The organism is Mycolicibacter heraklionensis, from assembly GCF_001021505.1.
Classification (GTDB): domain Bacteria; phylum Actinomycetota; class Actinomycetes; order Mycobacteriales; family Mycobacteriaceae; genus Mycobacterium; species Mycobacterium heraklionense.
The window spans coordinates 45781-69488 of the sequence record NZ_LDPO01000025.1; the positions used below are offsets into that span (position 1 = coordinate 45781).

Below are 23708 nucleotides of genomic sequence, written 5' to 3' on the forward strand. Positions count from 1 at the left end.
CATTGCTGTAATTCCCTACGCTGGGTCTGGTCAGTCCCGCCGAACCACTACTCGGCGCGACGGCTCGACGCCCTGACTCTCGCTGTGCACGCCGGCCACGGCGGCCACCGCATCGTGGACGATCTTACGTTCGAACGGGCTCATCGGGGCCAGTTCCTCGTCGGCACCGCTTTCCAACACGCGCCGGGCCACCTCGTCGCCCAGGGCGGTCAAGTCGTCGCGGCGCCGGCGGCGCCAGCCGGCGATGTCGAGCATCAGCCGGCTGCGCTCACCGGTCTTCTGGTGCACCGCCAATCGAGTCAGCTCCTGCAGTGCATCGAGCACCTCACCCTTGCGGCCCACCAGCTTGGTCAGGTCCGCGCCGCCGTCGATGCTCACCACCGCGCGCCGGCCTTCGACGTCGAGATCGATATCCCCGTCGAAGTCCAGCAAGTCGAGCAACTCTTCCAGGTAGTCGCCGGCGATCTCGCCTTCGGCAACCAGTCGGTCTTCCAGGTCGACCGCGGGCGCGGCCTGCCCCTCCTGCGTCGTCTCCCCCTCGGAATTCACAGCCTCGCGCTCCGTGGTGTCCGAATCGGTCGTGTCAGTCATGTCGTCTCCCTCCGTGCCCGGCGGCTCACGCGCCGGTTGGCTTGTCGCGGTACGTCACCGCTTACGTTTCTTCGGCTTCGCTCCGGCGCCGGGGCGTCCGCCGCGGGCGGCAGGTCGGCCCGGGTTCCGCTTGGCGGCCTCGGGGTTCGCGGGCTCGCCGGTCTCTGCCTCGGTCACGCCCGGCTCCTCGACTTCGGCCTCGGACTCCGCTGTCGCCGCCCGGGCGCCCCGTTTCGGCTTGGCCCCGGGCGCCGGGGCGTTGGCGGCACGGCGCCGCAGCGCCTCCTCCTTCTTGGCCTCTTCCTCCTTGGCGATCAGGCCGAACACGTAGTGCTGCTGGCCGAACGTCCAGATGTTGTTGGAGAACCAGTACAGGATGATCGCCAGCGGCAGGAAGGGCCCGCCGACCACCACGCCCAGCGGGAAGACGTAGAGCGCCAGCTTGTTCATCATCGCGGTCTGCGGGTTGGCCGCGGCTTCCGGACTCTGCCGCGCCACCGAAGCCCGGCTGTTGAAGTACGTCGCGATGCCGGCCGCGATCATGATCGGCACCCCGACCGCGATCACGGAGAACCGGTTGAACTCGGCGAAGGCGTCCAGCCCGGTGCGTTGGATCATGGTCGCGCCCAGTGGGGCGCCGAACAGATTCGCATCCAGGAAGTTGCCCACGTCGGCGGCGCTGAAGAAGTAGTTGCCCAGCTGACGGTTCAGGTCAGGCGACAGGCCCAGCTGGCCGATCCCGGTACTGGTCCGGTTGAACGACCGCAGCACATGGAACAGACCCAGGAAGACCGGGACCTGCGCCAGCATCGGCAGGCATCCCAGGATGGGATTGAAGCCGTGCTCACGCTGGAGCTTCTGCATCTCCAGCGCCATCTTCTGGCGGTCCTTGCCGTACTTCTTCTGCAACGCCTTGATCTGCGGCTGCAGCTCCTGCATCTGCCGGGTGGTCCGGATCTGCTTGACGAACGGCTTATACAGCAGCGCCCGCAGCGTGAACACCAGGAAGACCACTGAAAGCGCCCAGGTGAAGAAGTTCGCCGGCCCTAGTAGAAGTCCAAAAGCCTTGTACCACAACCACATAATGCCCGACACCGGGTAGTACACGTAGTCCAGGCTGCCCGGATCAAAGGACACGGTATTCACCCTCCGCTCGATTGTCCGAGGAGTTCTCGGACGGGCAGCCGTACTCGGCAGCCCTCTGGGACCGTTCGGGGATGGGGTCCCATCCGCCTTGATGCCATGGCCCGCACTTGGCCAGCCGTACTGCCGCCAACCAGCTACCCCGGATCAACCCGTACTCGGTCAACGCATCCACCGCGTACTGGCTGCAGGTCGGCATGAACCGACAACTGGGCAGACGCAGCGGGGAGATCAGATTCCGGTACAGCTCAATCACGAAGATCAGTCCGCGTACCGGTGCGACCGCGAGCGCGTGCATCAGCGCACCGCCCCCGCGGCGCGGCGGATCGACCGCAAGCCGGCCCGCAGTTGTGTGCCGAGGGCGTCCGAGGTGGCACCGTTGCTTCCGGGCAGTGCCCGAATCACCAGTTGCTCACAGGGTTCCAAGTCGGCCAACACGTCGCGCGCCACATGGCGCAGTCGCCGAGCCACGCGATGGCGGTCAACGGCAGACCCGACCGACTTGGCGATGATCAGGCCTACCCGTGGAGGACTTGCCGTCGCGGCATCCAACGCCGACTCCTCGGACAGGTCCGTCCGTCGGTCGCAGATGACCCGGCTGTACACGATGACGTCCGGCTGCACTGCCCTTTGGCCATGCTTGACCGTTGCACCGAAGTCGGCCGATCGTCTCATCCGGTATTGAGCCGGGAGCACCGCCGAGCTGCCTGTGCTCAGGCGGTCAGCGAGCGCCGGCCCTTATTGCGCCGGGCGGTGACGATGGCACGCCCGGCACGGGTACGCATCCGCAGCCGGAACCCGTGCACGCGGGCCCGACGACGGTTGTTGGGCTGGAAGGTCCGCTTGCCCTTGGCCACGGCACACTCTCCTTATTGCATCTTGCGCCGCGTAAGCCCGACACACCGGAAGCCCGTTGTGCCTGCCGCACGCGACGCACTCGGTAAGCTCGGTGAACTTCTGCGTCCTGCTCGTAACCGGCGCGGGCTCCGGCCTACAGGCCGGTCGCTGCCGTATCGCCAGCGTTCGGGCGACTGTTCGAGGGTACTGATGCGCGTTCGCCGGGTCAAACCCCGGTGCAATCGCCGTGCGGACCCCCCTCGCCCGCCTACGAAACTGGCCCACTGTTCACACTGGTCACACGCGTATCGATCGTCTTCATGACGCTCGTTTTCATTCGATTCATCTCGGTGAAATGAGTAGTCGTCTGCCCAGAAACCTGTTAGCTTGCTTGCCAGCGCCGTTTCGGAACCGGAGCGGTTCTCGTCCACGAACCGAAGATCACGAAGCGGCTGGCGCTTCAGATATAGCGTCTTTTGTCTGGAGTATCCGTTGCTGAGCAACCGGCCCAGGGGGCCTCACCGCGGAATGCGCACCTCATCCACACCTGTGGATAAGTGTGTGGATAGCATGTCCCGGGAGGGCATCCGCGCACCGGGTGCCCGGCCAGACGGCGTCGAACCAGGGGGATGGGGCTTTGAGTGAGGACCCCGGCACTGCGTTCCTCAGTCTCTGGGACGAGGTAGTAGCCGAACTCAACGGTGACGCCCCACCAACCAACGGTTCGGCCCCAACCCTGACTCCACAGCAGAAGGCCTGGCTCAAACTCGTCCACCCGCTGGCCATCGTTGAGGGCTTCGCCCTGTTGGCGGTGCCGAGCAGCTTCGTCCAGAACGAGATCGAACGGCATCTGCGTGCCCAGATCACCGAGGCGCTCAGCCGGCGCCTCGGTCACGCCATCGAGCTCGGTGTTCGGATCTCACCGCAAGCCACCGACGAGCAACCCAGCACCTCGAACACCGACGGTGCCGCCGACGTCCGCGCCGACGAAGAGGACGACGAGACCACCGACGTCGAATACGACTGGCCCAACTATTTCACCGAACGACCCAGTGATGACTCGCCCACGGCCGACGGTGCGAGCCTCAACCGGCGCTACACCTTCGACACCTTCGTCATCGGAACCTCCAACCGATTCGCCCACGCCGCCGCCTTGGCCATCGCCGAAGCACCGGCGCGTGCCTACAACCCGCTCTTCATCTGGGGTGAGTCCGGACTGGGCAAGACCCATCTGTTGCACGCGGCCGGCAACTACACCCAGCGGCTCTTCCCCGGGATGCGCGTCAAGTACGTCTCCACCGAAGAGTTCACGAACGACTTCATCAACTCTCTTCGTGACGACCGCAAGGTCGCTTTCAAGCGCAGCTACCGCGACATCGACGTACTGCTGGTCGACGACATCCAGTTCATCGAGGGGAAAGAAGGTATCCAGGAAGAGTTCTTCCATACCTTCAATACTCTGCACAACGCCAACAAGCAGATCGTGATCACGTCCGATCGGGCGCCCAAACAGCTTGCCACCCTGGAAGATCGGCTTCGCACTCGTTTCGAATGGGGCTTGATCACCGACGTCCAGCCGCCGGATCTGGAGACCCGGATCGCCATTTTGCGCAAGAAGGCGCAGATGGAGCGCCTCGACGTGCCGGGCGACGTGCTCGAACTCATTGCCACCAGCATCGAGCGGAACATCCGGGAACTCGAGGGCGCGCTGATCCGTGTCACCGCATTTGCTTCGCTCAACAAGACCCCGATCGACCGGTCCTTGGCCGAGATCGTGTTGCGTGACCTGATCGCCGACGCCAGCACCATGCAGATCAGCGCCGCGATCATCATGGCGGTGATCGCCGAGTACTTCGACACCTCAGTTGAGGAACTGCGCGGTCCCGGCAAGACCCGGCCGCTGGCGCAGTCCCGCCAGATCGCGATGTATCTGTGCCGCGAACTGACCGACCTGTCGCTGCCCAAGATCGGCCAGGCATTCGGCCGTGATCACACCACCGTGATGTATGCCGAGCGCAAGATCCGCGGCGAGATGGCCGAGCGTCGTGAGGTCTTCGATCAAGTCAAAGAGCTCACCACCCGGATCCGGCAGCGCGCCAAGCGCTGATTCCCGGGCTGTTGTTGCGGACGTTCTTACAAAAAACTTTGGACCCACTCGTACCACCCGTCACGGTGTGGCCCTGTGGATACCGCTGCGGACAACCTGTCCACGATCGAATGAGGAACCGTCAGTCGATACACACCGGCTGCTTCATGCACAGCCGCGCCGACCGGCCCGGGCGTGTCATTCACCGCTCCTCCCCAACCCCGCGCCCCCGCTCAGCAGCGACGATGCCACGCTGTACCCACCATCCACAGGACTTACTACTAATACTGGAAGTTATCCCTCGATTCTTTCTAAAAACAGGTCGTTGGGGATTCGGGTGAACCCGGCCTGTTCACAACCGGCTCGTCTCCGCGCCGGCCAAGCCCGTCCTGAGCCACTCGGTGTCGAGGTTTAACTTTCAAGAAGGCCGTCCAGGCTCTACGGTTGGTGACCTACCGCTCTTACACTTCGGCGTGGGGCGTTACACGGCCGCGGGTGGGGGTGTTCACCAGTCGCCGCAGGGTAGAGCTCGATATCGGGGTGACGAGAGGACGCTATGGACGCGGCGACCACGAACGCGGGTCTGACCGACTTGAAGTTCCGCCTGGACCGGGATGACTTCGCTGACGCGGTGGCGTGGGTGGCGAAGTCTTTGCCTGCCCGGCCCACCGTGCCACTGCTGGCCGGGGTGCTGCTGACCGGTTCCGACAACGGCTTGACGGTGTCCGGATTCGACTACGAAGTCTCCGCTGAAGTTCAGCTGGCCGCTGAGATCGCTTCTCCGGGAAGCGTTTTGGTGTCCGGTCGACTGCTTTCGGATATCACCAGGGCACTGCCCGCCAAGCCGGTCGAAGTCCAGGTCGAGGCCACCCGGGTCTCTTTGACCTGTGGTAACGCGCGATTCTCGCTGCCGACCATGACGGTCGAGGACTACCCCACCCTGCCGACCCTGCCCGACGAGACCGGTGTGTTGTCCGCAGATGTGTTCGCCGAGGCCATCGGCCAGGTAGCCGTGGCGGCCGGCCGCGACGACACGTTGCCCATGTTGACCGGCATACGTGTCGAAATCTCTGGTAATACAGTGGTTTTGGCAGCGACCGACCGCTTCCGTCTGGCGGTCCGAGAGTTGAGTTGGACCGCGGCACCAGGTACCGAAGCCGCGGTACTGGTTCCGGCCAAAACTCTCGCCGAAGCGGCGAAGGCCAGCAGCGACGGCAACGAGGTGCACCTGGCTCTGGGAGCTGGGGCGGCGGTCGGCAACGAGGGGCTGTTGGGAATCACCAGCGCTGGAAAGCGCAGCACCACCCGACTGCTGGATGCGGAATTCCCGAAGTTCCGGCAGCTATTGCCCAGCGAACACCTCGCGGTAGCGACCATCGGTGTGGCCGAGCTCACCGAAGCGATCAAGCGTGTGGCGTTGGTGGCTGACCGGGGCGCCCAGGTGCGCATGGAGTTGTCCGAGGGCACCCTGCGCCTTTCGGCGGGCGCCGAAGATGTCGGCCGCGCCGAGGAGGATCTGCCGATCGACTTCGTCGGCGAGCCGTTGACCATCGCGTTCAACCCGACCTACCTCACGGACGGCTTGGGTTCGCTGCACAGCGAGAAGGTGTCGATGGGTTTCACCGATCCGAAGAAACCCGCGGTGCTGCGCCCCGCCAGTGCGGAGGACCCGGCGCTGATCGGCGAGGGTCCGTTCCCGGCGGTGCCGTCGGATTACGTCTACCTGTTGATGCCGGTTCGCCTGCCCGGCTGATCGGCGCGGGCCCCGACGACGGGAGGGGTTGGTTTCTCGGTGTATGTCCGCCACGTGGGCCTGCGGGATTTCCGGTCCTGGGCGCACGTCGACCTGGAACTGGAACCGGGCGCGACGGTGCTGGTCGGGCCGAACGGCTTCGGGAAGACCAATCTTGTTGAAGCACTGTGGTATTCATCTACTTTGGGTTCACACCGGGTGGCCACGGACGCGCCACTGATTCGATCCGGCGCCACTCGCGCGGTGGTTTCTACGATCGTGGTGAACGAGGGCCGCGAACTGGCGGTTGATCTGGAGATCGCCGCAGGCCGAGCCAACAAGGTGCGGCTCAACCGCGCTCCGGTGCGGCACGCCCGTGAAGTCATAGGGGTACTGCGCGCGGTGTTGTTCGCCCCGGAAGACCTGGCGCTGGTGCGCGGAGATCCCGGTGAGCGCCGCCGCTACCTCGACGAGTTGGCAAGCGTGCGCCGTCCGCGGATCGCCGCGGTGCGGGCCGACTATGACAAGGTGCTGCGACAACGCACCGCACTGCTCAAGAGTGCGCCGGGTGCACTGCATCGCGGTGACCGAGCGGTGCTCGACACCCTCGACGTGTGGGATTCCCAATTGGCCCTGCACGGTGCGGAGCTGATGGCCGCCCGGATCGAGCTGGTCAACCAGTTGGCGCCGGAAGTCGAGAAGGCCTACCAACTGCTGGCGCCCGGAACCAGGACCGCCGCCGTGGCCTATCGGCCAAAACTGGAGATCGCCCTCGGTGCGGAGAACCAGGGCGCGGCCGAACTACAAGAGGCCCTGCTCGCCGAGTTGGCGCGCCGCCGCAGCGCGGAGTTGGACCGCGGCGTGTGCTTGGTGGGCCCGCACCGCGATGAGTTGGAGTTGCGGCTCGGCGACCGACCGGTGAAAGGCTTTGCCAGCCACGGTGAGTCGTGGTCGATGGCGCTGGCGCTGCGATTGGCTTCCTATGAACTCCTCCGTAGTGAGGGTGCCGAACCAGTGCTGCTGCTCGATGACGTCTTCGCGGAATTGGACGCGGCGCGGCGCCGGGCGCTGGCCGGCGTCGCCGCGTCGGCCGAACAGGTCTTGATCACCGCGGCCGTCCCGGACGACATCCCCGCCGACTGGCAAGCCCGCCAGATTCGGATCGCCGTCACCGAAGGCGACGAGGGCAGGGTGTCGGAATTGGTTGGTGGCATTCCGTGACCGACTTCGACGAGTCGAAGGACGAACCGGCTCTGCAGCCACCGGCGCACCTGGCCGGGCTGACTGGCATGGATCTTGTTCGCCGGACCCTTGCCGAAGCGCGCGAAGCGGCCCGCAGCCAGGGCAAAGACGTCGGGCAGGGACGCCGCGCCCCGCTGCGCCGCCGTACCCCGGCTACCGGTGGCGGTCGCCGCAGCTGGTCGGGGCCGGGACCGGATCGGCGTGATCCCCAGACCCTGGGCGCGGCCACCCGCGATCTTGCGCAGTCCCGAGGATGGTCAGCACAAGTGGCCGAAGGCACGGTGCTGGGACAGTGGCGTTCGGTGGTCGGTGACGACATCGCCTCGCACGCAACCCCGACCCGGCTCTCCGACGGTGTGCTCAGCGTCGTGGCCGAATCGACCGCCTGGGCCACCCAGTTGCGCCTGGTCCAGGCCCAGTTGCTGGCCAAGATCGCCGCCGCCGTCGGTGACGGCGTGGTCAAGACCCTGAAGATCACCGGTCCGACCGCGCCGTCGTGGCGCAAAGGACCGTTGCACGTCTCGGGCCGGGGACCGCGCGACACCTACGGCTGAGGCGCCGCCGGAATCGGGCGGCTCAGTGGCGCTACGAGCAAAAAAATCGTTCCGGCCAGCGGCCGGACACGAGGCAAACCGTGATATCGACGCCACGGCGCAACCAGATAGGCAGAAACACCCCGAGAAAATGCTCGCCGTCGGGACCCCAAGGTAGACTGGCTCAGTATCCCGCCCATACACCTGAGTGATGCGGCGAATGCTGACTTGCGAACCTGAGGAGAGCTCCCCGACCGTGGCTGCCCAAAACAAGTATGGTGCCGATTCGATCAAGGTTCTCGAAGGCCTCGAAGCAGTCCGCAAAAGACCCGGTATGTACATCGGCTCCACCGGTGAACGCGGTCTACACCACCTGATCTGGGAGGTGGTCGACAACGCGGTCGACGAGGCCATGGCCGGGTTCGCCTCCAAGGTGACGGTGCGCATCCTCGAAGACGGCGGCGTCGAGGTCACCGATGACGGTCGTGGCATCCCGGTGGCGATGCACGCCACCGGCGTACCGACGGTGGACGTCGTCATGACCGTGCTGCACGCCGGCGGAAAATTCGAAGAAGGCGCCTACAGCGTCTCCGGCGGTTTGCACGGCGTCGGCGTCTCGGTGGTCAACGCGCTGTCGACCCGCCTGGAAGCCGACATCTTCCGGGACGGTTACGAGTGGTTCCAGACCTACGACAAGTCGGTGCCAGGAACCCTGCGCAAGGGTGAGAAGAGCAAGAAGACCGGCACCACCATCCGATTCTGGGCTGATCCGGACATCTTCGAAACCACCACCTACGACTTCGAGACGGTCGCGCGGCGCCTGCAGGAGATGGCGTTCCTCAACAAGGGCCTGACCATCGACCTGACCGACGAGCGGGTGCGGGTCGAAGAGGTCGTCGACGAGGTGGTCAGCGACACCGCCGAAGCCCCGAAGACCGCCGAGGAACAGGCCGCCGAGGCCGTCGCCCCGCACAAGGTCAAGCACCGTGTCTTCCACTACCCGGGCGGCCTGCGCGATTTCGTTCAACACATCAACCGCAGCAAGACCGCGATTCACCCGACCATCGTCGACTTCGACGGCAAGGGAACCGGACACGAAGTCGAGATCGCTCTGCAGTGGAACGGTGGTTACTCGGAGTCGGTGCACACCTTCGCCAACACCATCAACACCGCCGAGGGCGGAACGCATGAAGAGGGCTTCCGGTCGGCGTTGACCAGCGTCGTCAACAAATACGCCAAAGACAAGAAGCTGCTCAAGGACAAAGACCCCAACCTCACCGGCGACGACATCCGGGAGGGTCTGGCCGCGGTCATCTCGGTGAAGGTGTCTCAGCCGCAGTTCGAGGGCCAGACCAAGACCAAGCTGGGCAACACCGAGGTCAAGTCGTTCGTGCAGAAGGTCTGCAATGAGCAACTCGGCCACTGGTTCGAGGCCAACCCTGCCGAAGCCAAGACCATCATCAACAAGGCGGTCTCCTCGGCGCAGGCTCGGATGGCCGCCCGCAAGGCCCGAGAACTGGTGCGGCGCAAGAGCGCTACGGATCTGGGCGGCCTTCCCGGCAAGCTGGCCGACTGCCGCTCCAACGACCCAAGCAAGTCCGAACTGTATGTGGTGGAGGGTGATTCGGCCGGCGGCTCGGCCAAGAGCGGCCGGGACTCGATGTTCCAGGCGATCCTGCCGCTGCGCGGCAAGATCATCAACGTCGAGAAGGCACGCATCGACCGCGTCCTGAAGAACAACGAGGTCCAGGCGATCATCACCGCCCTGGGCACCGGTATTCACGACGAGTTCGACATCTCCAAGCTGCGCTATCACAAGATCGTGCTGATGGCCGACGCCGACGTCGACGGCCAGCACATCTCGACACTGCTGCTCACCCTGCTGTTCCGTTTCATGCGGCCGCTGGTGGAGCACGGACACGTGTTCTTGGCGCAGCCGCCGCTGTACAAGCTCAAGTGGCAGCGCGGTAACGAGGCCGAATTCGCCTACTCCGACCGCGAACGCGACGGTCTGCTCGAGGCCGGCAAGGCCGCCGGCAAGAAGATCAACATGGACGACGGCATCCAGCGCTACAAGGGTCTCGGCGAGATGGACGCCAAGGAGCTGTGGGAAACCACGATGGACCCCAGTGTGCGGGTGCTGCGTCAGATCACCCTCGACGACGCCGCCGCAGCGGACGAGCTGTTCTCGATCCTGATGGGCGAGGACGTTGAGGCCCGGCGCAGTTTTATCACGCGGAACGCGAAAGACGTGCGTTTCCTGGATGTTTAGCGATGTACCGCGACGTTGGACGACGTCGACGAGATAACGCGATATCCGACCCGACTGACCTCTGACAGAACGAGGAATAGATGACAGACACCACGCTGCCACCCGGAGACGACTCGGTAGACCGGATCGAGCCGGTCGACATCCAACAGGAGATGCAGCGCAGCTACATCGACTACGCCATGAGCGTGATCGTGGGCCGTGCCCTTCCCGAAGTTCGTGACGGTCTCAAGCCGGTGCACCGCCGGGTGCTCTACGCGATGTACGACTCCGGATTCCGGCCGGACCGCAGCCACGCGAAATCCGCACGGTCGGTTGCCGAAACGATGGGTAACTACCACCCGCACGGTGACGCCTCGATCTACGACACCCTGGTCCGGATGGCCCAGCCCTGGTCGCTGCGCTACCCCCTGGTCGACGGTCAGGGCAACTTCGGGTCGCCGGGTAACGACCCCGCGGCCGCGATGCGTTACACCGAAGCGCGCCTCACCCCGCTGGCCATGGAGATGCTGCGCGAAATCGACGAGGAAACAGTCGATTTCGTTCCGAACTACGACGGCCGGGTGCAGGAGCCGACCGTGCTGCCCAGCCGGTTCCCGAACCTGCTGGCCAACGGTTCTGGCGGTATCGCGGTCGGTATGGCGACCAACATCCCACCGCACAACCTGCGGGAACTCGCCGAGGCGGTGTTCTGGTGCCTGGACAACCACGAAGCCGATGAAGAGAGCACCCTGGAAGCGGTGATGGAGCGGGTCAAGGGCCCGGACTTCCCCACCTCCGGCCTGATCGTCGGTTCCCAGGGCATCAGCGACGCCTACCGCACGGGCCGGGGTTCCATCCGGATGCGCGGTGTGGTCGAAATCGAGGAGGACTCGCGCGGGCGGTCCCTGCTGGTCATCACCGAGCTGCCGTACCAGGTCAACCACGACAACTTCATCACGTCGATCGCCGAGCAGGTGCGCGACGGAAAGTTGGTGGGAATCGCCAACATTGAGGATCAGAGCAGCGACCGGGTGGGCCCGCGCATCGTCGTGGAGATCAAGCGCGACGCCGTGGCCAAGGTGGTGCTGAACAACCTTTACAAGCACACCCAGCTGCAGACCAGCTTCGGTGCCAACATGCTCTCGATCGTCGACGGCGTGCCGCGCACCCTGCGGCTGGACCAGATGATCCGGTACTACGTGGCCCACCAGCTCGACGTGATCGTGCGGCGCACCACCTACCGGCTGCGCAAGGCCAACGAACGGGCCCACATTCTGCGCGGCCTGGTCAAGGCGCTCGACGCCCTGGACGAAGTCATCGCGTTGATCCGCCGGTCGGAGACCGTCGACGTGGCCCGCCAAGGGTTGATCGAACTGCTCGACATCGATGACATTCAGGCGCAAGCGATCCTGGACATGCAGCTGCGCCGGCTGGCCGCGCTGGAACGCCAGAAGATCATCGACGACCTGGCCAAGATCGAAGCCGAGATCGCTGACTTGGAAGACATCCTGGCCAAGCCGGAGCGGCAGCGCGCGATCGTGCACGACGAGCTCGCCGAGATCGTCGAGAAGCACGGCGACGACCGCCGGACCCGGATCATCCCCGCCGACGGTGACGTCGCCGACGAGGACCTGATCGCCCGCGAGGATGTCGTCGTCACGATCACCGAGACCGGTTACGCCAAACGCACCAAGACCGATCTGTACCGCAGCCAGAAGCGGGGCGGTAAGGGCGTGCAGGGCGCCGGCCTCAAGCAGGACGACATCGTGGCGCACTTCTTCGTCTGTTCGACGCACGACTGGATCCTGTTCTTCACCACGCAGGGCCGGGTGTACCGAGCGAAGGCCTACGACCTGCCGGAGGCGTTGCGCACCGCGCGCGGCCAGCACGTCGCCAACCTGCTGGCCTTCCAGCCCGAGGAGCGCATCGCTCAGGTCATCCAGATCAAGAGCTACGAAGATGCGCCGTATCTGGTGCTGGCCACCCGCAACGGACTGGTCAAGAAGTCCAAGCTGACTGACTTCGACTCGAACCGCTCCGGCGGCATCGTGGCGATCAACCTGCGCGATGGGGACGAGTTGGTCGGCGCGATGTTGTGCTCCGCCGAGGACGACCTGCTGCTGGTGTCGGCCCTCGGACAGTCCATCCGCTTCTCGGCGACCGACGAGGCGCTGCGGCCGATGGGCCGGGCCACCTCCGGTGTGCAGGGTATGCGGTTCAACGCCGAGGACTACCTGCTGTCGCTCAATGTGGTCCGGGAGGGCACCTATCTGCTGGTGGCCACCGCTGGTGGGTATGCCAAGCGGACCGCGATCGAGGAGTACACCACGCAGGGCCGTGGCGGTAAGGGCATTCTGACCGTCCAGTACGACAAACGCCGTGGCCGGCTGGTCGGGGCCCTGATCGTCGACGACGAGAGCGAGCTGTATGCGATCACCTCCGGCGGCGGAGTGATTCGCACCGCGGCGCGGCAGGTTCGCAAGGCCGGACGGCAGACCAAGGGCGTTCGGTTGATGAACTTGGGTGAGGGCGACACACTGATAGCGATTGCGCGGAACGCCGACGAAGAGGCGGCCGACGAGGACTCGGGTAGCTGAACCCGACCGAGACCCGGCCGCGGCGCGGTGGGGATACGCAGGTAAGGAGCCGTGGGTGAGCGCACCGAACGAACCGGGGCACCCGGGCAACGGGGGCAAGGCGGAGTCGGCCGGAAACGGTCCGGCCGACGCAGGCCAGCGGCCCCCGGGCCGTCCCGGCCGGATTACCGAGACCGGGGAAGCCCCGCCGTGGCAACGCGGCGGCCAGGGCCGGCCGCCCGGCCCGGCCCGGCCCGCAGACGCCGGCTCGCACTCCCCCGGCGTTGACGAGCGGATACGCCGGTTCGTGTCCGGTACGGCCGCCCCGACAGCGCCTCCCGCGCCCGGTGCGCCGCAGCAGGCTCCGGCCAAAGCCCCGGCGCAGGCCAAGCCGCCGGCTCCCGCTAAGCCGCCGGCGCAACCGGCCAAGCCGCCGGCGCAACCGGCTAAGGCCGCACCGCCGGTGAAGCCCGCCCAGCCCGACGACGCCTACGGCAGCGAGCTGCCGGATCTGTCCGAACCGGCGCAGCGCCGCTCTGCGGTCCGCCGCCCCCCGGTGTCGGCGGGGCCGCGCGGCCCGTTGCGGGCCAGCATGCAGATCCGGCGGATCGACCCCTGGAGCGCGCTCAAGGTGTCGTTGCTGCTGTCGACGGCGCTGTTCTTCGTCTGGATGATCGCGGTGGCGGTCCTGTACGTCGCGTTGGGCGCGATGGGTGTCTGGAGCAAGCTGAACAGCAACGTGGGCGACTTGCTGACCAACAACAGTGCCGCCGAACTGGTTTCCGCCGGTTCGATTTTCGGCGGCGCCGCGTTGATCGGGCTAGTGAACGTCGTGGTGCTGACCGCGATGGCCACCCTCGGCGTGGTGATCTACAACCTCAGCACCGACGTTGTCGGCGGCGTGGAGGTAACCCTGGCTGACCGGGACTGACCGGCCGGGTGGCGGCGGCATTTTGGTGAGCGGGCGCCCGGTGCGGTAATCTCGCTCGGTCGCAGACGACTACGGGCCTATAGCTCAGGCGGTTAGAGCGCTTCGCTGATAACGAAGAGGTCGGAGGTTCGAGTCCTCCTAGGCCCACGAGTCCCACCAGGGGCCTTAGCTCAGTTGGTAGAGCGCTGCCTTTGCAAGGCAGATGTCAGGAGTTCGAATCTCCTAGGCTCCACAATGCGACCGCGAACGCGTCGCCCCCCGGCGTACTAAATCTTGTGCTGTGCGTCCACGCTCGGTGGGCGCGGCGACGGCTCCTCCGGCCGCTTCGAGCGGCGGATCACCACCACCGCGACCCCGCCCGCCAGCAGCGCCGCACCGGCGGCCGCCGCGATCACCCAAGACCGGCGAACATGACGGCGAGGAGCGCTCCCTTCCAGCAGCTCCGGGAAGGCGGCAACGGCTTCTTGGGCGGCGGCAAGCTCCCGGGCCGCGGCTTCGGCGGCTTCGGCAACCCGGTCGGACAGCTGGCTCTCGCGATAACGCCGGCGCAATTCCACCGCCCCGCGGCGCACTGCGTCGCCACTGAGCCCGACGGCGCCCCGCGCCACGTCCACCGGCCCGGCAGCGGTATGGGCCAGCCCCCGCGTCAGGCGCTCTCGGTGGGTCAACGGGGTCTCGGTCGCCAGGCGCATGGGCACAACGCTACCCGTGACGCACCCCACCACGCCGGGAATGGCAGACTGTGATCCCATGACCTCCAGCTCTATTGCCACCGCAACTGCCACGCTGCACACCAACCGCGGTGACATCAAGATCGCGCTGTTCGGCAACCACGCCCCCAAGACCGTCGCCAACTTCGTCGGCCTGGCCCAGGGCACCAAGGAGTACTCGACCACCAACGCCTCCGGCGGCTCGTCGGGGCCGTTCTACGACGGCGCGGTGTTCCACCGGGTGATCGGCGGCTTCATGATCCAGGGCGGCGACCCGACCGGCACCGGTCGCGGCGGGCCCGGCTACAAGTTCGAGGACGAGTTCCACCCCGAGCTGGTGTTCGACAAGCCCTACCTGCTGGCGATGGCCAACGCCGGTCCCGGCACCAACGGCTCGCAGTTCTTCATCACCGTGGGCCAGACCCCGCACCTGAACCGCAAGCACACCATCTTCGGTGAGGTCGTGGACCCGGACTCGCAGGCCGTTGTGGACGCCATCGCCACCACCGCGACCGACCGCGCCGACCGGCCCACCGAGCCGGTCGTGATCGAGTCGATCACCGTCGCCTAAACAACGGTCTCAGCGGCCGGTGTAACCGGCCGCTGACAGCGCCTCGAACACGTCGCGCGGGTCGGTTCCCAGATCCCACCGCGACAGGATCAGCATCTGGTCATCGCGCGTCTCGATCTCGAGTAGCCGGTGTTTGCGCCCGATGCGCTGATACTCCGTGACGCGAAGCCGGGTCAGGCTGTCCGGGGTCAGCACCCGGGTGCGCCACCAACCGCGCACCGCCAGGCCGTCGAACGTCAGCGCAAGCTTGGGCCGGGCCCGCCAGGAGAATCCGGCAAACACCAGCAGGCCGACTCCGGCAATGCCGGCGAGAACACGTCCGGGCACATCTGTGGCGAGCGTCACAGCGCTGATAGCTAACGCTGCCCCGACCAGCGCGCAACCAGCGATTCCGCCGGAAGGTGGCGACCATTCGGTTTGCTCCTGCCCGCCCTGAGTCATTTCGACCTGCGGGTTTCAAAGTTATCTACAGGAGTTGTCCACAGTGGGGATAAATCACATCGTTGTGATTGAGCAATTGCTTGGTTGCCCAGCTGGCATCGGCGGCTGCGCGACATAACCGAAAAACCGCGTCTGCGCAGCTCAGTGCCAGCGCATGGTCAGCAACAGCCCGGTGATCATGAAGGCAAACGCGATGGCGTAGTTCCACGGGCCCAGCTCAGCCATCCAGTTGAGCGCCGCGGGAGCGTCCAGTCCGGTGGCCCCCAGCTGATACACCATCAGCCACACCAGTCCGAGGAGCATCAGCCCCAGGAACAGGGCGACGAACCATGCGCTGGATGGGCCGCCCTTCACCTTGACCGGGGTACGGCTCACCGCCGAGGGGGTGAAGCTGGTGGTCTTCTTGCGAACCTTGGACTTGGGCATCGGTACCTCGGGACGGTGCGGCGTGAAGCTGCGAGTATGGGTCGGTACGAGATTAGCCCAGCAGCACAATCTAACCGAGAACGGGAGAGCCGATGGAGCGCAACGGGCCGCCGTCTCCCGGCCGCCGCTCCCCATGGCAGCTCGGAGTCCCGCTGGTCTGCTTACTGGCCGGCTTGCTGCTGGCGGCCACCCACGGTGTCTCCGGCGGCAAAGAGATCCGCCGTGGGGACGCCCCCCGGCTGGTCGACCTGGTCCGCTCGACCCAGGCCACGGTGGAAGAACTCACCACGCAGCGCGACACGTTGGCAACCGCCGTGGGTTCGGTACACGGCCGAGGCTCCGGCGTTGCCCTGTCGGCGATGCGCAAACGCACCGAGCAACTCGCCGAGGCCGCCGGTTTGGAGGCGATGCACGGACCGGGCCTGGTGGTGACGCTCACCGACGCCCAGCGCGACGCCAACGGCCGGTTCCCCCGCGATGCCTCCCCCGACGATCTCGTGGTGCACCAACAGGACATCTCCGCCGTACTCAACGCACTGTGGAGCTCCGGGGCTGAAGCGGTGCAGATGCAGGACCAGCGGATCACCGCTACGTCGGCACCGCGCTGTGTGGGCAACACCCTGCTGCTGGACGGCCGAACCTACAGCCCCCCGTATGTGGTGACCGCGATCGGTGACCCGGCCGCGATGCAGGCCGCGTTGGCCGCAGATCCCCTGGTCACCCTCTACAAGCAGTACGTGATCCGGTTCGGTCTGGGCTACAGCGAGCAGGTCAGTACGGACCTGGAGGTCGTCGAGACACCGGCGCTCGCCCGGATGCGCTATGCCGTGCCGGCCGGGCCGGTCGACTACTGACACCGGTCCCCGCGCCGTGCGGCGGTAGCCTGTTGGGCGTGCGGATCCTCGTCGTCGACAATTACGACAGCTTTGTGTTCAACCTGGTCCAGTATCTGGGCCAGCTGGGCGTACAGGCTGCCGTCTGGCGTAACGACGACGCCCGGCTGGCCGACCCGGCCGCTGCCGTTGCCGACTTCGACGGGGTGCTGCTCAGCCCCGGACCGGGCACGCCCGAACGCGCCGGTGCGTCGATCGCTCTGGTCGGTGCATGCGCGGCGGCGCGGGTCCCGGTGCTGGGAGTATGCCTGGGGCACCAGGCGATCGGCGTCGCCTTCGGCGGCACCGTGGGCCGGGCGCCGGAGCTGCTGCACGGCAAGACCAGCACCGTCTTCCACACCGACGCCGGGGTGCTCAAGGGTTTGCCGGACCCGTTCACGGCCACCCGCTATCACTCGTTGACGATCCTGCCCGAGACGTTGCCCCCCGTTCTGGAGGCCACGGCGCGCACCCGCGGCGGGGTGATCATGGCGGTGCGGCACACCCAGCTGCCCATCCACGGGGTGCAGTTCCACCCGGAGTCCATCCTCACCGAGGGCGGTCACCGGATGCTGGCCAACTGGCTGGGCTACTGCGGCTACACCTGCGACGACGCCTTGGTGCGCCGGCTGGAGGAGGAGATCGCCGCGACCGTGCAGACCGCGCGTATCGCCAGCAGTACGGCCAGCTGACTACTGGCCGAAGCGCAGCGTGATGTTGCCGTCGGTGTTGACGCCCTGGCCCGCTGCCGGGCTCTGGTAGAGCACCCGGTTGTGCCCGGACCCGCCGGCGTCGACGTCGGCGCCCTTGACCAGCATCCCGGTCCAGCCCAGGGCCCGCAGCTGCGGTTCGGCGTCGGTCCAGAACATGCCGGTCAGATCCGGCATCACGAACTGGTTGCCGCGGGAGACCCGTAGCTCGATCACCGCGTCGACGGGCACGGTCTCGCCGCTGGGCGGGCTGGTGGCGATCACCTCACCGGCCGGCCGCGGACTGTCCACCGTCACTTCGGTGATCTTGGTGAATCCGTAGACCGTCAGGTTCTTCTGCGCCAGGTCCAGCGTCTGGCCGGTGACGTCGGGAACGGGCTTGGTGGCCGGGCCGCTGCCGATCACGATGATGATCTCGTTGGTGACCGCCGTGGTCTGATTCGCCGGCGGGTTGGTGCCGATCACCTTGTCTTTGAGTTCCGGGGTCGACGGCGAGTTGACCTGTTTGAACTTGCCGAAACCGGCGGCGGTCAGCTTCTTGACCGCGTCGGCGTAGCTCAGGGTCGCCACGTCGGGAAGCTGGCGCTGTTCGGGACCGTAGGACACGTCGACGGTGATCTTGTCGCCCTTGTTCGCCGGGGCGCCGGCGGGCGGGTCGGTGCCGATCACGTGGTCGGGCGGGACGGTGGAATCGGCGCGCTGCTCGGTGCGGGTCTTGAAGCCCTTGTTCTGTAGTTCGGCGATCGCGTCGACCGACGCACGGCCGCTGACGTCGGGAACCTGGATCTGGTGGGTACGGCCGCCGAACGTGTTGATCGACACCGTGACGATCACGGTCAACACGGCGAGCACGATCGCGGCGATCAGCCACCGGCCCACCGAGCCCGGCCGCTCGTGGGCGAAGTCGAGTTCCTGACGGGGCAGCGGGTCGGTCTGAGCCCCGGTGCTGTCGCCGGACCGGGGCGTCATGATCGAGGCACGGTCGGCCGCCGTGAGCACCCGGGGGGCCTCGGGAGTCTCCCCGTTGTGGACCCGCACCAGATCGGCACGCATCTCGGCGGCCGTCTGGTAGCGATTGTCCGGGTTCTTCGCCAACGCCTTGAGCACCACCGCGTCCAGGTCGGCGGGCAGGCCCGGGAGCCGCTGCGACGGGGGCACCGGGTCTTCGCGGACGTGCTGGTAGGCCACCGCCACCGGTGAGTCGCCGACGAAAGGTGGGTCGCCGGTGAGGATTTCATACAGCACGCAGCCCAGCGAGTACACGTCCGAGCGGGCGTCGACGCCCTCGCCGCGAGCCTGTTCGGGCGACAGGTACTGGGCGGTGCCGATCACCGCGGCGGTCTGCGTGACGCTGTTGCCGGCGTCGGCGACCGCGCGGGCGATGCCGAAGTCCATGACCTTCACCGCGTTGTGCCGGTCGATCATGATGTTGGCCGGCTTGACGTCCCGGTGGATGATGCCGTGCTGGTGGCTGAAGTTCAGTGCCTGGCAGGCATCCGCGATCACCTCGATGGCCCGGATCGGCGGCATCGGGCCGTCGTTGTGCACGATGTCGCGCAGCGTGACGCCCTCGACCAGCTCCATCACGATGTAGGGCAGCGGCCCGGCCGGGGTCTCGGCTTCGCCGGTGTCGTAGACGGCGACGATCGCCGGGTGGTTCAAGGCCGCGGCGTTCTGCGCCTCCCGGCGGAAGCGCAGATAGAAGCTGGGATCGCGGGCCAGGTCGGCGCGCAGCACCTTGACGGCCACCTCGCGGTGCAGCCGGGTGTCGACGGCGCGGTGCACCTCCGACATCCCGCCAAAGCCGAGGATCTCGCCGAGTTCGTAGCGGTCGGAGAGCCGCTGCGGCGTCGTCATTCTGAAATCCTGTGCCAGGTCCATCCCGACGAGTGCGCGGGTGGCGTCGCCGACGACGATTCGGAGCTCGACGAGCTGGTCAGTGGTGCCCCGGTGTCGGTGACAGTGGCCGGCGCCAGGGAGCCGCCCGGGCTCTTGGCGTTGACCACGATCAGCACCGCGATGATGATCGCCAGCGTGCCCAGCACCCCGGCCGCCCACAGCAGCGCGCGCTGCCCGGCGGTGAACGTGCGTCGGGGGGGCGGCGTGCGATGGTTGCCGGCGCTGGGCCGGGCCCGGCGCGCCGCGGTGGCTCGAGCCGACACCGGCGGTGCGGCGCGGGTGGCTGCCGTCGACGGGATGGCCGACGGGGCGGCGCGCCCGACCGGAAGTGCCTGACTGGGCCGGGTGGGACGGCGACCGGACCGCACCGCGGCGACCGCGTCGGCGAACGGGCCGCCGCTGCGGTAGCGCATCCCCGGGTTCTTGGCCAGCGTGATCTCGATCAGTTCGCGCACGTTGGGCGGCAACTCGGCCGGCAGCGGCGGCGGCGGTTCCTTGATGTGCTTCATCGCTACCGTCAGCGCACCGTCTCCGGTGAACGGCCGACGGCCTGAGAGCACCTCGTAGCCGACCACGCCCAGGGAGTACACGTCACTGGCGGCTGTGGCGTCCTGCCCCAGCGCCTGCTCCGGAGCGATGTATTGGGCGGTGCCCATCACCATGCCGGTCTGGGTGACCGGCGCGGCGTCGACGGCCTTGGCGATGCCGAAGTCGGTGATCTTCACCTGGCCGGTGGGCGTGATCATGATGTTGCCGGGCTTGACGTCGCGGTGCACCAGCCCGGTGCTGTGCGCCACCTGCAAGGCGCGCCCGGTCTGCTCCAGCATGTCCAGGGCGTGCCGCAGCGACAACCGCCCGGTCCGCTTGAGCACCGAGTTCAGCGGCTCACCGTTGACCAGTTCCATCACCAGGAACGCGGTGCGGCCCTCGCCGTCCAGCTCGGTCTCGCCGTAGTCGTGCACGCTGGCGATACCCGGGTGGTTGAGCATCGCGGTGTTGCGGGCCTCGGCCCGGAACCGCTCGATGAACTCCGGGTCGGAGGAGAACTCCGGCTTGAGCACCTTGACCGCGACGCGGCGGCCCAACCGGTTGTCGACGGCCTCCCACACCTGGCCCATACCGCCGGTGGCGATGAGCCGCTGCAACCGATAGCGCCCGGCCAGCGCCGCGCCGACTTGGGGGCTCATGATCGCCCCTGCAGGGCGGCTTGGATGACGGCCCGCCCGATCGGTGCGGCCAATGCGCCGCCGGTGGCCGCCAACCGGTCGCCACCGTCTTCCACCACAACGGCAACGGCCACTTTCGGGGCGCTGGCCGGGGCAAAGGCGATGTACCACGCGTGCGGCGGGGTGTTCCGCGGATCGGGACCGTGTTCGGCGGTGCCGGTCTTCGACGCGATCTGTACGCCCGGGATGGCCCCCTCCTGCTGGGTCATTCTTTCGGCGTCGATCATTAGTTCAGTTAGCTTAGCCGCGACCTGCGAGGACACTGCACGGCGCTGCTCGTGCGGCTGGGTGGTGGCGATGCCCGCCAGGTCGGGACCCTCCAGCCCGTCGACCAGGTAGGGCTGCATGGTCAGCCCGCCGTTGGCGATGGTCGCCGCGATGACCGCGTTCTTCAGCGGGGTGACCGCGACGTCCTTCTGGCCGATGCTGGTCATTCCAAGCGCGGCGGCGTCGCCGATCCGGCCGACGGTGGACTCCGCGACCTGCAGGGGCATCGGTTCGGGGGTGATATCCAGCCCGAACCCCTGGGCGGTGCTGCGCAGGGCGTCCACGCCGGTACGAATACCCAACTGGACGAAGGCGGTGTTGCAGGATCGGGCGAACGCGACCCGCAGCGGAACAGTCTGCTCGCTGCCCTCGCAGGTGTTGCCGCCGTAGTTCTCCAGCGTGACGGTGCTGTCGGGCAGGGCGATGCGCGCCGCGTTGGTCAGCTGCTCGTTCTCACTGACGCCGGCCTGCAGCGCGGCAGCTGTCGTGATGACCTTGAACGTCGAGCCCGGCGGGTAGGTCTCACTGATGGCGCGGTTGGTCAGCGGCGAGTCCGGGTCGTCGCGCAGCTGTTGCCAGGCCTGGCCCTGCTTGGCCGAATCGTGCGAGGACAGCAGGTTGGGGTCATACGACGGTGCCGAAACCATCGCCAGCACCTTGCCGGTGGACGGCTCCAGGGCCACCACCGCACCGCGGCAGCCGCCGGTGCATCCCTTCTGCATCGCCTCCCAGCCGGCTTGCTGCACCCGGGGCCGGATGGTGGTCTCCACCGTGCCGCCACGCGGGCTGCGGCCGGTGAAGAAGTCGGCCAACCGCAGCCCGAACAGGCGCGGGTCCGATCCGTTGAGCACGGTGTCCTCGGCGCGCTCGAGGCCGCTGCTGGAGTAGCGCAGCGAGTAGAAACCGGTGACCGGCGCATACACCGCGGGGTCGGGGTAAATGCGCTGGTATTTGATTCGATCGTCGGTGGCGACCGAGTAGGCCAGCAGTTGGCCGGCGGCGGTGATCTGGCCGCGTTGCCGGGAGTATTCGTCGAGCAGCACCCGCTGATTGCGGGGGTCGGCCCGCAGCCCGTCGGCGGCGAAGACCTGGGTCAGGGTGGCGTTGCCCAACAGCAGCACGATCAGCGCCATCAGGGTCATCGCGACGCGGCGCAGGGAGGTATTCATACGCGCTCGATCACCGCCGTGCCGGTGTCGCCGATCGGGGCCGAGCGCACGGGCTGCGTGCTCAGCGGCCGGCGGGCGGCGTGCGAGACCCGCAGCAGGATCGCGAGCAGCACATAGTTGGCCAGCAACGAGGATCCGCCGTAGGACAGCCACGGGGTGGTGAGCCCGGTCAGCGGAATCAGCTTCGTCACGCCCCCGACCACGATGAACAGCTGAATGCCCAGCGTGGCGGCCAAACCGGCGGACAGCAGCTTGCCGAAGCTGTCGCGCACCGCGATCGCCGTGCGCATGCCGCGCACGATCACGATGGTGTAGAGAATCAGTACCCCGGCCAGCCCGACCAGGCCCAGCTCTTCGCCGAACGCGGCGATGATGAAGTCCGTCGAGGCCGCGGGCACATAACCCGGCTGGCCGTTGCCCAGCCCGGTGCCGAAGATGCCGCCGGTGGCGAAGCTGAACAGCGACTGCACCATCTGATAGCCGGCGCCCTCCGGGTCGGCGAACGGGTCCAGCCAGGTCTGCACCCGCACCCGGACGTGGCTGAACAGGAAGTAGGCGGCCACGCTGCCTGCGGCGAACAGCAGCATCCCGATCACCATCCAGCTGAACCGCCGAGTGGCCAGGTACACCACCACCAGGAACGACGCATACAGCAGCAGGGACGTGCCGAGGTCCTTCTCGAACGCCATCACGCCGACCGAGATCACCCACGCGGCGAGCAACGGCGCCAGGTCGCGCGGCCGGGGCAGGTTCATGCCCAGCACGTGCTTGCCGGCGCTGGTGAACAACCGGCGCTTGGACACCAGCACCGCGGCGAAGAAGATCAGCAACAAGATCTTGGAGAACTCGGCGGGCTGAATTGAGAAGCCCGGCAACCGAATCCAAATCTTGGCACCCTGGCGCTCGGACAGCGACGCGGGCAGCAGGGCGGGGATCACCAACAGCACCAAGCCCACCAGACCGCAGACGTAGCCACTGCCGGCGAGCTGGCGGTGGTCCTTGAGCGCCACCAGTACCAGGGCGAAGACTCCGACACCGACCAGCGTCCACAGCATCTGCGCGCTGGCCCCGGGGCGGGCGTCAGCGCCGTCGATCCCGACCCCCAGGTCGATGCGGTGAATCATCACCAGCCCAAGGCCGTTGAGCAGGGCCACCACCGGCAGCAGCAGCGGGTCGGCGTAGCGCGCCGACCGCCGGATGACCAGGTGCGCGAAGCCGAACAGCACCAGAAACGCCACCCCGTAGCCGACCAGGTCGGGGCGCAGGCCCTGCTCGTGACCGGCCTCGACGATCAGCATCGCCACGGCGATGATCATGGTCGCGAAGCACAGCAGCAGCAGTTCGGCGTTGCGTCGATCCGGCAGCGCCGGGGTCAGCGCCACCGGCGGCTGCGGCTGTGTGCTCATGATGCCGCCCGGCAGTCGGTCCCCGGTTCTGGAGGTGCCGGCGGCAGGTTGGTCAGGGTGGGCAGGCGCGGCTTTCCGGAGGTTTGCGG

General features: G+C 67.1%; 22 protein-coding genes and 2 tRNA genes. 12 read left to right on the top strand and 12 right to left on the bottom strand.

The features are described from left to right. Nucleotides 1-30: 30 nt before the first annotated feature. From ABW16_RS20970 to rpmH, 5 genes are read right to left on the bottom strand one after another with little or no spacing between them, the layout of a single operon-like run. Complete coding sequence (locus tag ABW16_RS20970; RefSeq protein ID WP_047321124.1) at nt 31-591, bottom strand: Jag family protein; 561 nt, start codon at nt 589-591, stop codon at nt 31-33. Nucleotides 592-645: 54 nt separating this feature from the next. Continuing rightward, nucleotides 646-1674, bottom strand: coding sequence for a membrane protein insertase YidC (yidC, locus tag ABW16_RS20975; protein WP_047321150.1), 1029 nt, complete (start codon nt 1672-1674; stop codon nt 646-648). A 43-nt stretch (nt 1675-1717) separates the two neighbouring features. Beyond that, nucleotides 1718-2032, bottom strand: coding sequence for a membrane protein insertion efficiency factor YidD (yidD, locus tag ABW16_RS20980; protein WP_047321125.1), 315 nt, complete (start codon nt 2030-2032; stop codon nt 1718-1720). Continuing rightward, nucleotides 2032-2430 (bottom strand): ribonuclease P protein component, encoded by a 399-nt coding sequence (gene rnpA, locus ABW16_RS20985; RefSeq protein ID WP_047321126.1) that lies wholly within the window; start codon nt 2428-2430, stop codon nt 2032-2034. The genes yidD and rnpA overlap by 1 nt, the downstream gene beginning before the upstream one ends. Before the next feature lie 17 nt (nt 2431-2447). Further along, nucleotides 2448-2591, bottom strand: a complete 144-nt coding sequence (gene rpmH, locus ABW16_RS24990) for a 50S ribosomal protein L34 (protein ID WP_046283926.1) — start codon at nt 2589-2591, stop codon at nt 2448-2450. Nucleotides 2592-3208: 617 nt separating this feature from the next. Between rpmH and dnaA the strand changes: the two genes are divergently transcribed. The 9 genes from dnaA to ABW16_RS21030 all read left to right on the top strand — a co-directional run bounded on the left by dnaA (nt 3209) and on the right by ABW16_RS21030 (nt 14154). Continuing rightward, on the top strand, nt 3209-4678 hold the full coding sequence (gene dnaA, locus ABW16_RS20990) for a chromosomal replication initiator protein DnaA (RefSeq protein ID WP_047321127.1): 1470 nt from the start codon (nt 3209-3211) through the stop codon (nt 4676-4678). A 535-nt stretch (nt 4679-5213) separates the two neighbouring features. Further along, on the top strand, nt 5214-6410 hold the full coding sequence (gene dnaN / locus ABW16_RS20995; RefSeq protein ID WP_047321128.1) for a DNA polymerase III subunit beta: 1197 nt from the start codon (nt 5214-5216) through the stop codon (nt 6408-6410). A 39-nt stretch (nt 6411-6449) separates the two neighbouring features. Further along, nucleotides 6450-7610, top strand: a complete 1161-nt coding sequence (gene recF / locus ABW16_RS21000) for a DNA replication/repair protein RecF (RefSeq protein ID WP_047321129.1) — start codon at nt 6450-6452, stop codon at nt 7608-7610. Next, nucleotides 7607-8185, top strand: a complete 579-nt coding sequence (locus tag ABW16_RS21005; RefSeq protein WP_047321130.1) for a DUF721 family protein — start codon at nt 7607-7609, stop codon at nt 8183-8185. Before recF ends, ABW16_RS21005 begins: the two co-directional genes overlap by 4 nt. A 199-nt stretch (nt 8186-8384) precedes the next feature. Further along, on the top strand, nt 8385-10436 hold the full coding sequence (gene gyrB, locus ABW16_RS21010) for a DNA topoisomerase (ATP-hydrolyzing) subunit B (protein ID WP_109519704.1): 2052 nt from the start codon (nt 8385-8387) through the stop codon (nt 10434-10436). Between the two features lie 80 nt (nt 10437-10516). Next, nucleotides 10517-13012, top strand: a complete 2496-nt coding sequence (gene gyrA / locus ABW16_RS21015; protein WP_047321132.1) for a DNA gyrase subunit A — start codon at nt 10517-10519, stop codon at nt 13010-13012. A 55-nt stretch (nt 13013-13067) separates the two neighbouring features. After that, a complete protein-coding gene (locus ABW16_RS21020) occupies nt 13068-13922 on the top strand; it encodes a DUF3566 domain-containing protein (RefSeq protein ID WP_047321133.1) in 855 nt (284 codons plus the stop codon). A 73-nt stretch (nt 13923-13995) separates the two neighbouring features. Next, nucleotides 13996-14069: transfer RNA gene (locus ABW16_RS21025), tRNA-Ile, on the top strand. A 12-nt stretch (nt 14070-14081) separates the two neighbouring features. After that, nucleotides 14082-14154 (top strand) — tRNA-Ala (locus ABW16_RS21030). Between the two features lie 34 nt (nt 14155-14188). Here ABW16_RS21030 and cwsA read toward each other — a convergent pair. Further along, a complete protein-coding gene (gene cwsA, locus ABW16_RS21035; protein ID WP_047321134.1) occupies nt 14189-14614 on the bottom strand; it encodes a cell wall synthesis protein CwsA in 426 nt (141 codons plus the stop codon). Nucleotides 14615-14654: 40 nt separating this feature from the next. On the opposite strand from cwsA, the gene ABW16_RS21040 reads away from it, so the two are divergent. Then, the gene (locus ABW16_RS21040; protein WP_047321151.1) at nt 14655-15203 is read left to right on the top strand and encodes a peptidylprolyl isomerase; all 549 of its coding nucleotides are present in this window, start codon (nt 14655-14657) and stop codon (nt 15201-15203) included. 9 nt (nt 15204-15212) lie between these two features. Here ABW16_RS21040 and ABW16_RS21045 read toward each other — a convergent pair whose 3' ends face one another. Both ABW16_RS21045 and crgA read right to left on the bottom strand, forming a co-directional pair. Then, on the bottom strand, nt 15213-15644 hold the full coding sequence (locus tag ABW16_RS21045; protein WP_047321135.1) for a PH domain-containing protein: 432 nt from the start codon (nt 15642-15644) through the stop codon (nt 15213-15215). A 141-nt stretch (nt 15645-15785) separates the two neighbouring features. Beyond that, on the bottom strand, nt 15786-16070 hold the full coding sequence (gene crgA, locus ABW16_RS21050; RefSeq protein ID WP_047321136.1) for a cell division protein CrgA: 285 nt from the start codon (nt 16068-16070) through the stop codon (nt 15786-15788). Nucleotides 16071-16162: 92 nt separating this feature from the next. On the opposite strand from crgA, the gene ABW16_RS21055 reads away from it, so the two are divergent. Further along, nucleotides 16163-16924, top strand: a complete 762-nt coding sequence (locus ABW16_RS21055) for a DUF881 domain-containing protein (protein ID WP_047321137.1) — start codon at nt 16163-16165, stop codon at nt 16922-16924. 38 nt (nt 16925-16962) lie between these two features. Continuing rightward, nucleotides 16963-17634 carry an aminodeoxychorismate/anthranilate synthase component II gene (locus ABW16_RS21060; protein WP_047321138.1) on the top strand — a complete coding sequence of 224 codons (672 nt, stop codon included), beginning with the start codon at nt 16963-16965 and terminating at the stop codon, nt 17632-17634. Here the strand turns inward: ABW16_RS21060 and pknB are convergent, their stop codons facing one another. From pknB to ABW16_RS21080, 4 genes are read right to left on the bottom strand one after another with little or no spacing between them, the layout of a single operon-like run. Continuing rightward, nucleotides 17635-19509: a Stk1 family PASTA domain-containing Ser/Thr kinase gene (pknB, locus tag ABW16_RS21065; RefSeq protein WP_047321152.1), complete on the bottom strand. Its 1875-nt coding sequence runs from the start codon at nt 19507-19509 to the stop codon at nt 17635-17637. Continuing rightward, nucleotides 19506-20738: a protein kinase domain-containing protein gene (locus tag ABW16_RS21070; protein ID WP_047321139.1), complete on the bottom strand. Its 1233-nt coding sequence runs from the start codon at nt 20736-20738 to the stop codon at nt 19506-19508. Before ABW16_RS21070 ends, pknB begins: the two co-directional genes overlap by 4 nt. After that, a complete protein-coding gene (pbpA, locus tag ABW16_RS21075) occupies nt 20735-22213 on the bottom strand; it encodes a D,D-transpeptidase PbpA (protein WP_047321140.1) in 1479 nt (492 codons plus the stop codon). The genes ABW16_RS21070 and pbpA overlap by 4 nt, the downstream gene beginning before the upstream one ends. Then, nucleotides 22210-23619: an FtsW/RodA/SpoVE family cell cycle protein gene (locus tag ABW16_RS21080; protein ID WP_047321141.1), complete on the bottom strand. Its 1410-nt coding sequence runs from the start codon at nt 23617-23619 to the stop codon at nt 22210-22212. Before ABW16_RS21080 ends, pbpA begins: the two co-directional genes overlap by 4 nt. Nucleotides 23620-23708 lie beyond the last annotated feature (89 nt).